Origin of the sequence: Paracidovorax sp. MALMAid1276, assembly GCF_049198005.1 — a bacterium.
GTDB lineage: Bacteria > Pseudomonadota > Gammaproteobacteria > Burkholderiales > Burkholderiaceae_C > Acidovorax.
This window is the reverse complement of the sequence record NZ_JBMIRS010000261.1, coordinates 1-10,597: the sequence shown is the minus strand read 5'-3', so window position 1 is coordinate 10,597 and position 10,597 is coordinate 1. Positions and strand designations below refer to the sequence as shown.

General features: G+C 66.3%; 11 protein-coding genes. 10 read left to right on the top strand and 1 reads right to left on the bottom strand.

The features are described from left to right. The first annotated feature begins 170 nt into the window (after positions 1 to 170). The 5 genes from ACOQFS_RS22305 to ubiB all read left to right on the top strand — a co-directional run bounded on the left by ACOQFS_RS22305 (position 171) and on the right by ubiB (position 4,835). Positions 171 to 593 (top strand): gamma-butyrobetaine hydroxylase-like domain-containing protein, encoded by a 423-nt coding sequence (locus ACOQFS_RS22305; RefSeq protein WP_421564994.1) that lies wholly within the window; start codon positions 171 to 173, stop codon positions 591 to 593. A 198-nt stretch (positions 594 to 791) separates the two neighbouring features. After that, positions 792 to 1,523 (top strand): bifunctional demethylmenaquinone methyltransferase/2-methoxy-6-polyprenyl-1,4-benzoquinol methylase UbiE, encoded by a 732-nt coding sequence (ubiE, locus tag ACOQFS_RS22300; protein ID WP_421564993.1) that lies wholly within the window; start codon positions 792 to 794, stop codon positions 1,521 to 1,523. A 36-nt stretch (positions 1,524 to 1,559) separates the two neighbouring features. Next, positions 1,560 to 2,597 (top strand): Tim44 domain-containing protein, encoded by a 1,038-nt coding sequence (locus ACOQFS_RS22295; protein WP_421564992.1) that lies wholly within the window; start codon positions 1,560 to 1,562, stop codon positions 2,595 to 2,597. A 58-nt stretch (positions 2,598 to 2,655) separates the two neighbouring features. After that, complete coding sequence (locus tag ACOQFS_RS22290) at positions 2,656 to 3,270, top strand: ubiquinone biosynthesis accessory factor UbiJ (protein WP_421564991.1); 615 nt, start codon at positions 2,656 to 2,658, stop codon at positions 3,268 to 3,270. Further along, positions 3,267 to 4,835, top strand: coding sequence for a ubiquinone biosynthesis regulatory protein kinase UbiB (gene ubiB, locus ACOQFS_RS22285; protein WP_421564990.1), 1,569 nt, complete (start codon positions 3,267 to 3,269; stop codon positions 4,833 to 4,835). Before ACOQFS_RS22290 ends, ubiB begins: the two co-directional genes overlap by 4 nt. A gap of 84 nt (positions 4,836 to 4,919) precedes the next feature. Here the strand turns inward: ubiB and ACOQFS_RS22280 are convergent, their stop codons facing one another. Next, the gene (locus ACOQFS_RS22280) at positions 4,920 to 5,042 is read right to left on the bottom strand and encodes a hypothetical protein (RefSeq protein WP_421564989.1); all 123 of its coding nucleotides are present in this window, start codon (positions 5,040 to 5,042) and stop codon (positions 4,920 to 4,922) included. Here ACOQFS_RS22280 and ACOQFS_RS22275 point away from each other — a divergent pair. The 5 genes from ACOQFS_RS22275 to ACOQFS_RS22255 all read left to right on the top strand — a co-directional run bounded on the left by ACOQFS_RS22275 (position 5,026) and on the right by ACOQFS_RS22255 (position 10,482). Next, positions 5,026 to 6,477: a sodium:solute symporter family protein gene (locus ACOQFS_RS22275; RefSeq protein WP_421564988.1), complete on the top strand. Its 1,452-nt coding sequence runs from the start codon at positions 5,026 to 5,028 to the stop codon at positions 6,475 to 6,477. The two genes, ACOQFS_RS22280 and ACOQFS_RS22275, sit on opposite strands and share 17 nt — an antisense overlap. A gap of 134 nt (positions 6,478 to 6,611) precedes the next feature. After that, a complete protein-coding gene (locus ACOQFS_RS22270) occupies positions 6,612 to 6,977 on the top strand; it encodes an FmdB family zinc ribbon protein (RefSeq protein WP_421564987.1) in 366 nt (121 codons plus the stop codon). 7 nt (positions 6,978 to 6,984) lie between these two features. Further along, positions 6,985 to 7,632: a DUF502 domain-containing protein gene (locus ACOQFS_RS22265; RefSeq protein WP_421564986.1), complete on the top strand. Its 648-nt coding sequence runs from the start codon at positions 6,985 to 6,987 to the stop codon at positions 7,630 to 7,632. 21 nt (positions 7,633 to 7,653) lie between these two features. Next, positions 7,654 to 9,468, top strand: coding sequence for an aspartate--tRNA ligase (gene aspS, locus ACOQFS_RS22260; RefSeq protein ID WP_421564985.1), 1,815 nt, complete (start codon positions 7,654 to 7,656; stop codon positions 9,466 to 9,468). A gap of 198 nt (positions 9,469 to 9,666) precedes the next feature. Beyond that, a complete protein-coding gene (locus ACOQFS_RS22255; RefSeq protein WP_421564984.1) occupies positions 9,667 to 10,482 on the top strand; it encodes a CsgG/HfaB family protein in 816 nt (271 codons plus the stop codon). Positions 10,483 to 10,597 lie beyond the last annotated feature (115 nt).

The window sequence follows — 10,597 nt, the reverse complement described above, 5'->3', positions numbered from 1 at the left end:
GACAAGCCCAGGGCGGCCCCCCGGGCCCAGGCGCTACTCCCGCGCGAGACCGGTTTATCGTGCCTTGCAGCCGATGCTCCTTCTGCCGCGCAGACTCCTAGCAGCATTGGCATCGCCTTGCGCCGGGGCGTGAGCCGCTGCATCACATTGTTTTCTCACAAGGGGTTTCCATGGCAGGTTTGAAAGCGGGTGCGCCCACGCCGCAGGCGCTCACGGTGCACGAGGCCTCGCGCGTGCTGGAAGTCGCGTTCTCCGACGGCGCCACATTCCGCATTCCGTTCGAGCTGATGCGCGTTTACTCGCCATCGGCCGAAGTGCAGGGCCACGGCCCCGGCCAGGAAGTGCTGCAGACCGGCAAGCGCAACGTGGCCCTGGTCAACCTGGAGCCCGTGGGCAACTACGCGGTGAAACCCACGTTCTCCGACGGCCACGACAGCGGCATCTTCAGCTGGGACTACCTCTACGAACTGGGGCAGCAGCAGGAGACCCTGTGGGCCCGGTACGCCGAACGCCTGGCCGCCGCTGGGGTGGACCGCGATGCGCCCATGCAGCCCCAGGGCGGCGCGGGCGGTCATGCCTGCGGCGGCCACTGAAGACGGGCTGTCCTGCCGCGGGCTGGCGGAGGCCCCTTGGATTCGTGTGCTATTGAAATAGGAGCTTTTGGCTCAATATGGATAAGCGCTGGCGGCCATTTTTATTTGAAATTGAGTTGTCTGAATTGCGACACAAGCCCCATTTCGGTGCGGGGTTGTCGCTGTACCTCTGGCGCTCGCGCGCCTAGCATGAAACTTATGAGCACGACCCACTTTGGTTTTCAGTCGGTGGATGAAGAGGACAAGGCCCGCCATGTGCGCGGCGTGTTCGACTCCGTGGCCTCCAAATACGACGTGATGAACGACCTCATGTCGGCCGGCCTGCACCGCGCCTGGAAGGCCTACACCGTGATGGTGGCCAACCTGCGCGAAGGCAGCCAGGTGCTGGACATTGCCGGCGGCACGGGCGACCTGGCGCTGGCGTTTTCCAAGAAGGTGGGCGCGACGGGCCGCGTGGTGCACACCGACATCAACGAAGCGATGCTGCGCGTGGGGCGCGACCGCCTCATCGACGCGGGCGTGGTGCTGCCCACGCTGGTGTGTGATGCCGAGAAGCTGCCGTTCCCTGATGCGCATTTCGACGTGGTGAGCGTGGCCTTTGGCCTGCGCAACATGACGCACAAGGACCGCGCCATCGCCGAGATGTGCCGCGTGCTCAAGCCCGGCGGCAGGCTGCTGGTGCTGGAGTTTTCCAAGGTCGCCAAGCCCTTGGAGAAGGCCTACGACTGGTATTCATTCAAGGTGCTGCCGAAGCTGGGCAAGCTGGTGGCGGGCGACGATGCCAGCTACCGCTATCTGGCCGAGTCGATCCGGATGCACCCGGGGCAGGAAGAGCTCAAAAGCCTCATGCAAAAAAATGGCTTTGGGCATGTGGACTATCACAACATGACAGGCGGCGTGGTGGCGCTGCATGTTGGAATCAAGTGCTGAGCGAATCACTCGGCGATTAACGGAGACGGAGAACTCATGATGAAACTGTGGTCTGTGGTGTTGGTGGCGATGTTGGCGTTCGCGCATGCGGACGCCGACGCACGCCGCCTGGGCGGTGGCAAGTCGGTGGGCAAGCAGTCGAGCAATGTGACCCAGCGCGAGTCGGCGACCCCGCCGCCGGCCACTCCGGGGGCTCCTGCCCAGAACGCAACCAATGCTGCTGCGGCCAAGCCGGCAGCGGCACCTGCTGCAACACCCGCCGCAGCGCCCAAGAAGCCCTGGGGCGCCATGCTCGGCGGCCTGGCCGCCGGCCTCGGCCTGGCGTGGCTGGCCCATTCGCTGGGCCTGGGCGCAGGCTTTGCCAACTTCCTGATGATCGCGTTGCTGGCCGTGGCGGCGTTTGCCATCTTCAAGATGGTGATGCGCGCGCGCAGCGGCGGGGGCAACGGCAATGCCGCTGCGGGCGGCGCACCTTTCGCCTTCCAGGGCGCCGGTGGCGGTGCCGCCTCACCGGCATCCGCGCAGGTGCCACCGCAATACAGCCCGAACAACGTGGGCAACGACGCATCGGCACGCCCCTGGGAGCGCAACAGCATGGCGTTTGATGCCTCTCGCCAGGCCCCTGGCGGGCAAGTGGGCACGGGTGTGGTGATCGGCTCAGGGCTTGCGGGTTCGCAAAACTGGGGCATTCCGGACGGCTTCGACACCGAAGGCTTCCTGTCTGCCGCCAAGCGCAACTTCGTGACGCTGCAGGCTGCGTGGGACCGCTCGGACATCGGCACGCTGCGCTCGATGATGACGGACAACATGCTGGACGAGATCCGCACCCAGCTGGCAGAACGCGAAGCGCACCGTGGCGCGCAGCCCAACCACACCGACGTGGTCATGATCGAGGCCCAGCTGCTGGGCATCGAAGACCTGGGCGACGGCTACATGGCCAGCGTCGAGTTCTCCGGCATGATCCGCGAAGAGCTCTCGGCCGGCCCGAGCCCTTTCCGCGAAGTGTGGAACATGACCAAGTCCAAGTCGGGCAGCAGCGGCTGGCTGGTGGCGGGCGTGCAAGCGCTGCAGTAACAATCGTTCAGGCGCCCCTGTTTTGGGGGCTTCCCGGTTCAGGGAATAATTGGGGACTATGGCAACACCACAGTCCCCTTTTTCTTTTCTGGACGGCCTCTTCGAGCGCGTGGCCGCCGGCCCGCAGCCCCCGCAATGGCTGGTGCATGAGGTGCAGCACCGGGGGGTGCTGTTCCTCAACCATGTGCTGATGCAGGAGCCCGAGGCCATGGCCCGCCTGGTGCGCCAGAAGGGGCGCGTCGCCCGGGTGCAGTGGCGTGTCTATTCGATGGCGCTGGTCATCACGCCCGCGGGCCTGTTCAACCTCGCGCCCGAAGGCGCCGTGCCCGACCTGCGGCTGGAAGTGACGGACACATCGCCGCTGTCGCTGGCCCAGTCGGCACTGCGCGGCGACAAGCCCGCCATCCGCATCGAGGGCGACGTGCAGCTGGCGGCCGACATCAACTGGCTGGTGGACCACGTGCGCTGGGACGTGGAGGAAGACCTGGCCCGGGTGATTGGCGACGTGCCGGCCCACACGGTGGCCGGCATCGCCACGCGCGCGGCGCAGGCGCTGCGCCAGTTCGTGGGCGCGCGCATGGCATCTGCGGCCCCGGCGCCATCCGGCGGCCCCTTGGCTGCCACGGCCCCGGTGGCGCCCGCCAGCGAGCCGCCCGGCCGGGCAGGCGCATGAAGCGCTTTCTGCGAGGGGCCACCATCCTGTGGGTGGTGTTCCGCTACGGCCTGGATGGCCTGGTGCTCGACAGCTTCCAGAAGCCCTGGCTGCGCCTGGTGTCGCGCATCCTGTCCATCGGGCGCAACCTGGACGCGCCGCGCGGCCAGCGCCTGCGCGAGGCGCTCGAGCGGCTCGGCCCCATCTTCGTCAAGTTTGGCCAGGTGCTGTCCACGCGCCGCGACCTGCTGCCGCCCGACGTGGCCGACGAGCTGGCGCGCCTGCAGGACCGCGTGCCGCCGTTTCATCCCGACATCGCCATTGCCACCATTGAGCGTGCCTTTCGGCGCCCGGTGGACGAGGTGTTTGCGTCCTTTGACCGCACGCCCGTGGCGAGCGCCTCCATCGCGCAGGTCCACTTTGCCACGCTGCGCGACCGCAACGGCATCCTGCGCGACGTGGCGGTGAAGGTGCTGCGCCCTGGCATGCTGCCCGTGATCGAGAAAGACCTGGGCCTGATGCGCATGATGGCGGGCTGGGTGGAAAGCCTGTCGGCCGACGGCAAGCGCCTCAAGCCCCGCGAGGTGGTGGCCGAGTTCGACAACTACCTGCACGACGAGCTGGACCTGGTGCGCGAGGCCTCCAACGCCGCGCAGCTGCGGCGCAACATGCAGGGTCTGGACCTGGTGCTGATCCCCGAGGTGTTCTGGGACTTCTGCCACGCCGAGGTCATGGTCATGCAGCGCATGAACGGCGTGCCCATCAGCCAGATGGGGCGGCTGCGCGACGCGGGTGTGGACATTCCCAAGCTCGCGCGCGATGGCGTGACGATCTTTTTCACCCAGGTGTTCCGCGACGGTTTCTTCCATGCCGACATGCACCCGGGCAACATCCAGGTCAGCCTGGAGCCGGGCACGTTCGGGCGCTACATCTCGCTCGATTTCGGCATCGTGGGCACGCTCACCGAGGTGGACAAGGAGTACCTCGCGCAGAACTTCGTGGCGTTCTTCCGCCGCGACTACAAGCGCGTGGCCGAGCTGCACATCGAAAGCGGCTGGGTGCCGCCCGAAACGCGCGTGAACGACCTCGAATCGGCCATCCGCGCGGTGTGCGAGCCGTATTTCGACCGCCCGCTCAAGGAGATCTCGCTGGGCATGGTGCTGATGCGCCTGTTCCAGACGTCCCGGCGCTTCCATGTCGAAATCCAGCCCCAGCTGGTGCTGCTGCAAAAGACCCTGCTCAACATCGAGGGCCTGGGCCGCGAACTGGACCCGGACCTCGATCTGTGGAGCACGGCCAAGCCCTTCCTCGAAAAGTGGATGCTGGAGCAGATGGGCCCGCAGCGCCTGTGGCGCGAGCTGCGGGCCGAAGCGCCGCACTACGCCAAGCTGATTCCCGAGCTGCCGCGCCTGATGTACGACGCGCTGCGCCAGCGCCCCGCCGAGCATCAGGCCCACGTGCTGCGCGAGCTGCTGGAGGCGCAAAAACGCACCAACCGCCTGCTGCAGTCGATCATCTATGGCGGCGTGGGTTTTGTGCTGGGCCTGCTGGCGATGCAGCTCTACCTGCGGATCCGGATTTTCTGACCCGACCCGCTGCGATGGCGTGGGGCACGAAAGTTGCCTCCATAATCCGCAGCAAACTTTGTTACGACTTTCGTAGGAAAGCGGTTACCCCTTGGCCTGCAGGGCCGCAACCGGTGCCAGCGCGCTTTGCGCCTTCGCCGGGCGCGTGCCCTGCTTTTTCAACCCCACCTTGGAGTTTCGGAGCGGCGCCATGCTGATCACGTTCATCGTTGTCTACCTGTTGGTATCCATTGGCATCGGCCTGTATGCCGCCACACGCGTGCACAACACGGCCGACTATGCCGTGGCGGGCCGCAGCCTGCCCCTGGCGGTGGTGATTGCCACCACGTTCGCCACCTGGTTCGGCTCGGAGACCGTGCTGGGCGTGTCGGCCCGGTTCGTGGACGGCGGACTGGGCTCGGTGGTGGAGGACCCGTTCGGGGCCTCCATGTGCCTGATCCTGGTGGGCCTGTTCTTTGCCTACAAGCTCTACAAGAAGAACCTCATCACGCTGGGCGACTACTACCGCCAGCGCTACGGCCGCGTGATCGAGGTCGCCTGCTCGGCCATCATCATGTTCAGCTACCTGGGCTGGGTGGCTGCGCAGATCACCGCGCTGGGCCTGGTGTTCAACCTGCTCACGCAGGGCGCGGTGTCCGTCACCCTGGGCATGGTCATCGGCACGGCCATCGTACTGATCTACACCCTGTATGGAGGCATGTGGTCCGTGGCCATGACGGACTTCGTGCAGATGATCGTGATCGCCCTGGGCCTGCTGGCCATTGCCTGGTATGCGGCCGACCTGGCCGGCGGCGCCGGCAAGGTGGTGGAATACGCTGCGCGCGAAGGCAAGTTCCAGTTCTTCCCCACCGGGGGCGCCAAGGAATGGACATTCTTCTTCGCCGCTGCCATCACGATGATGCTTGGTTCCATCCCGCAGCAGGACGTGTTCCAGCGCGTGATGTCGTCCGACAGCCCCGAAACCGCCCGCAAGGGGCCCGTCATCGGCGGCATCCTGTACCTGCTGTTCGCCTTCATCCCCATGTTCGTGGTCACGGCCGCCGTGCTGGTGATGCCTGATGTGGCGCAGGAGCTGCTGAAGGAAGATCCCCAGAAGGTGTTGCCCACGCTCGTGATGGAGCGCATGCCGCTGGTGCTGCAGGTGGCGTTCTTCGGCGCACTGCTGTCGGCCATCATGTCCACGGCCTCGGCCACGCTGCTGGCGCCGTCCACCACGTTTGTGGAGAACATCCTGCACAACCTGCGTCCGGGCATGACGGACGCCCAGACGCTCAAGGCCATGCGCATCTCGGTGCTGGTGTTCACGGCCTGCGTGCTGATGTATGCCATCACCATGCAGGGCACCTCCATCTATGAAATGGTGTCGGGCGCCTACCAGGTGCCGCTGGTGGGGGCTTTTGTGCCGCTGGTGTTTGGCCTGTACTGGAAGCGTGCCACCACCCAGGGCGCGCTCCTGGCCGTGGCCATGGGCCTCGGGGTGTGGCTGCTGTTCGTGGCCAGTCCCATGCTGTCCGAGGCCTTTCCCCAGCAGCTGGCCGGCGTTCTGGCCGCCCTGGTGGGCATGATCGGCGGCTCGCTCGCGCCGCAGTGGATCGAAGACCACAAGGGCCACGTCACGCACTACGAAGGCACGGTCGCCTGAGCCGAATCGGCGGGGCAGAGGGCTGAGAGCGGCCTCTGCGCCACCTTCTCTCTGCAGCACGGGCTTTCGGCGGCTTGCCAAAGGGCGGGCCGCCTATAATTGAGGGTTTTGCAATTTACCGTCCACGCTCTGACATGCCTATCTACGCCTACAAATGCGGCTCCTGCGGCCATGCGAAGGATGTGCTGCAAAAAATCTCGGACCCTCAGCTGACGGTGTGCCCCGCGTGTGGCGCCGAAGCGTTCTCCAAGCAGGTCACCGCAGCCGGTTTCCAGCTCAAGGGTTCGGGCTGGTACGTGACGGATTTCCGCGGCGGCAACAGCAGCGGCAGCGGCAGTTCGGCGCCCGCGGCGGATGCCAAGGCCGGTGGTTCCACCGAGTCGGCGCCCGCAAGCTCATCTGCTACAAAATCAGAAGCTACAAGCTCAAGTGCAGCGAGCGCTGGAGCCGCTTCTGGTGCATCTTCTTCTGCTTCCTCGTCTTCGTCTTCCCCCACCTGAGACCCTCATGTCCGCCCTGCGCAAATGGCTTCTGACCGGCCTCCTGGTGATCGTGCCCGGGGTGATCACGGCGTGGGTGCTGAGCTGGATCGTGAGCACGCTCGACCAGACCCTGCAGATCCTGCCGGAGTCCTGGCACCCCGACCGGCTCATCGGCTTTCACGTGCCCGGCTTCGGCGTGGTGCTCACGCTGCTCATCCTGCTGGTGGTGGGCGCTGTCGCCAGCAATTTTGCGGGGCGCAAGCTGGTGCAGTGGGGCGACGCGGTGGTGCACCGCATTCCGGTGGTGCGCTCCATCTACTCCAGCGTCAAGCAGGTCTCCGACACGCTGTTCTCTGAAAGCGGCAACGCTTTTCGCAAGGCGGTGCTGGTGCAGTGGCCGCGCGAGGGGGTCTGGACGGTGGCCTTTGTGACCGGCACGCCCAACGGCGAGGTGGCCGCGTACCTGCGCGACGAGTTCCTGAGTGTGTATGTGCCCACGACCCCCAACCCCACGGGCGGCTATTTCGTGATGGTGCGCAAGAGCGACTGCGTCGAGCTCGACATGAGCGTGGACACCGCCCTCAAATACATTGTTTCGATGGGCGTGGTGGCCCCGCCGGACACCACGCTCCTGTCTTCCAAGTCAGTGAATCCCTTTCAACCAAGCGCCTGAGCGGCGCCGGAAGTTATTGCCATGGCCATGCGTTCCCACTATTGCGGTCTTGTGACCGAAGCCCTGCTGGGCCAAACCGTCACCCTGTCGGGCTGGGTGAACCGCCGCCGTGACCACGGTGGCGTGATCTTCATCGACCTGCGCGACCGCGAAGGCTATGTGCAGGTGGTGTGCGACCCCGACCGCGCCGAGATGTTCAAGACCGCCGAGGACGTGCGGGGCGAGTTCTGCGTGCAGGTCAAGGGCGTGGTGCGCGCCCGCCCCGCCGGCACCACCAACGACAAGCTCAAGAGCGGCCAGATCGAAGTGCTGTGCCACGAGCTGAACGTGCTCAACCCTTCCGTCACGCCGCCCTTCCAGATGGACGACGAGAACCTGTCGGAAACCACCCGCCTCACGCACCGCGTGATGGACCTGCGCCGCCCGCACATGCAGCGCAACATGATGCTGCGCTACAAGACCGCCATCCAGGTGCGCAACTTCCTCGACAAGGAAGGCTTCATCGACATCGAGACGCCCATGCTGGGCAAGAGCACGCCCGAAGGCGCGCGCGACTACCTGGTGCCCAGCCGCGTGCACGACGGCCAGTTCTTCGCGCTGCCCCAGTCGCCCCAGCTCTACAAGCAGATGCTGATGGTGGCCGGCTACGACCGCTACTACCAGATCACCAAGTGCTTCCGCGACGAAGACCTGCGTGCCGACCGCCAGCCCGAGTTCACGCAGATCGACTGCGAAACCTCGTTCCTGGGCGAGGAAGAGATCCGCGCGATCTTCCAGCGCATGATCACCGAGGTGTTCCAGACCCAGCTGGGCGTGGACCTGGGTGAATTTCCCATCATGACCTACCAGGAGGCCGCACACCGCTTCGGCTCCGACAAGCCCGACCTGCGCGTGAAGCTCGAATTCACCGAGCTGACCGACGTGATGAAGGATGTGGACTTCAAGGTGTTCTCGGGCGCCGCCAACATGAAGGGCGGCCGTGTGGTGGCCCTGCGCGTGCCCGGCGGCTCGGCCGAAGACGGCGGCATCAGCCGCGGCGAGATCGACGCCTACACCGAGTTCGTGAAGATCTACGGCGCCAAGGGCCTGGCCTACATCCGCGTCAACGACCTGTCCAAGGGGCGCGACGGCCTGCAGTCGCCCATCGTCAAGAACATCCACGATGCCGCGCTGGACAAGGTGCTCAAGCTCTCCGGCGCGCAGAACGGCGACCTGATCTTCTTCGGTGCCGACAAGGAAAAGATCGTCAACGACGCCATCGGCGCGCTGCGCCTGAAGATCGGCCACAGCGAGTTCGGAAAGAAGGGCGGCCTCTTTGAAGACCGCTGGGCCCCGCTGTGGGTGGTGGACTTCCCCATGTTCGAGCACGATGAGGAAGAAGACCGCTGGACGGCCGTGCACCACCCCTTCACCAGCCCCAAGGACGGCCACGAGGACCTGATGGACACCGATCCGGGCAAGTGCCTGGCCAAGGCCTACGACATGGTGCTCAACGGCTGGGAACTGGGCGGTGGCTCGGTGCGTATCCACCGCGCTGACGTGCAGAGCAAGGTGTTCACCGCGCTCAAGATCTCGCCCGATGACGCGCAGGCCAAGTTCGGCTACCTGCTCGACGCGCTGCAGTACGGCGCGCCCCCGCACGGCGGCCTGGCGTTCGGTCTGGACCGCCTGATCACGCTGATGACGGGCGCCGAGTCGATCCGCGACGTGATCGCCTTCCCCAAGACCCAGCGCGCGCAGGACCTGCTCACCCAGGCGCCTTCGCCGGTGGATGAGAAGCAGCTGCGCGAGCTGCACATCCGCCTGCGCAACCCGGACGCCGTCAAGGCCGCCTGATCCCGGGTTCCTTTCCAAGACCGCCTGCACGGATGCAGTTCGGCACACCACAAAGCGGCGGGGCCTTGGGCCCTGGCCGCTTTTTTCATGGGCAGATTTTCTATGTTCTCTGACCAGCCATCGGCCCGCAGCGCGCCAGCGGCACCCTGCGATGCAAACCCCCTGCGTCCGCATCCGCCATCGCGGCTGTGCGCTGCCATGGCATCGGCGTTGCTCGTGGCGGTGCTGCTGCCGGGCTGCGGCGAGAAGAAGACCGAACTGGGCCAGGGCGGCTCTGTGGTCACCGGATCGGCCGGCCCGCAGGGCGCGAACAACGCGGCCAAGGAACTGGTGCGCTGCGATGCGCCCGTCGCCACGCTCGCCCTGGCTGAAAACCCCCACGGCTACGTCATGGGTTCGGGCTACCAACTGCCGCCGTCGCCGGTGCCGCTGGTCAAGCTGCTGGCCCAGCAAAGCGGGTGCTTCCGCGTGGTGGACCGGGGCGCGGGCCTGCGCGGCACCGTGCGCGAGCAGGAGCTGAAGGATGCGGGCGTGCTGCGCCAGCAGAACTCCACCGTGGCCAGGGGCAAGGGCTATGAGGCGCAGTACACGCTCACTCCCAGCCTCACCTTCAGCGAACAGGACGCGGGCCGGGGCCTGGGCGGCGTGGTGGCCATGATCCCGGTGCTGCGCGACATTGCGGGCCTGGCGGGGCTGGTCGAACAGGTCAAGTTCAAGGAGGCGCAGACGGCGCTTCTGCTGTCCGACAACGAGACCACCGAGCAGGTGGCCGCCGCCACAGGCAGCGCGCGCACCACCGACCTGGGTGTGGGCGGTGTGGTGCTCGGGCGCATGGGCGGCGGCGCCGGTGCAGGCTGGAGCAATACCAACGAGGGCAAGGTGATTGCGGCGGCCTTCCTGGATGCGCACAACCAGCTCGTCACCCAGGTGCGCACGCTGCAGGCCAAAGAGCTGCCGCCCGCCGTGGCCACCGTGCCTGCCTCACACCGCGCGCCCGCTGCGGCGGCCCGTTGATGGCGGCAGGCCCAGGAGTCCGCGCGGCAGAAGGAGCATCGGCTGCAACGCACGACAAACCGGTCTCGCGCGGCACTACCGCCTGCGCCCAGGGGGCCACCCTGGGCTTGTCGGT

Excerpts from the sequence above, each read along its gene's own strand:
- ubiE (WP_421564993.1), top strand. The coding sequence starts at position 792 with ATGAGCACGACCCACTTTGGTTTTCAGTCGGTGGATGAAGAGGACAAG.
- ACOQFS_RS22305 (WP_421564994.1), top strand. The coding sequence starts at position 171 with ATGGCAGGTTTGAAAGCGGGTGCGCCCACGCCGCAGGCGCTCACGGTG.
- ACOQFS_RS22255 (WP_421564984.1), top strand. The coding sequence starts at position 9,667 with ATGGCATCGGCGTTGCTCGTGGCGGTGCTGCTGCCGGGCTGCGGCGAG.
- ACOQFS_RS22295 (WP_421564992.1), top strand. The coding sequence starts at position 1,560 with ATGATGAAACTGTGGTCTGTGGTGTTGGTGGCGATGTTGGCGTTCGCG.
- ubiB (WP_421564990.1), top strand. The coding sequence starts at position 3,267 with ATGAAGCGCTTTCTGCGAGGGGCCACCATCCTGTGGGTGGTGTTCCGC.
- ACOQFS_RS22290 (WP_421564991.1), top strand. The coding sequence starts at position 2,656 with ATGGCAACACCACAGTCCCCTTTTTCTTTTCTGGACGGCCTCTTCGAG.
- ACOQFS_RS22270 (WP_421564987.1), top strand. The coding sequence starts at position 6,612 with ATGCCTATCTACGCCTACAAATGCGGCTCCTGCGGCCATGCGAAGGAT.
- ACOQFS_RS22280 (WP_421564989.1), bottom strand. The coding sequence starts at position 5,042 with ATGAACGTGATCAGCATGGCGCCGCTCCGAAACTCCAAGGTGGGGTTG.
- aspS (WP_421564985.1), top strand. The coding sequence starts at position 7,654 with ATGGCCATGCGTTCCCACTATTGCGGTCTTGTGACCGAAGCCCTGCTG.
- ACOQFS_RS22265 (WP_421564986.1), top strand. The coding sequence starts at position 6,985 with ATGTCCGCCCTGCGCAAATGGCTTCTGACCGGCCTCCTGGTGATCGTG.
- ACOQFS_RS22275 (WP_421564988.1), top strand. The coding sequence starts at position 5,026 with ATGCTGATCACGTTCATCGTTGTCTACCTGTTGGTATCCATTGGCATC.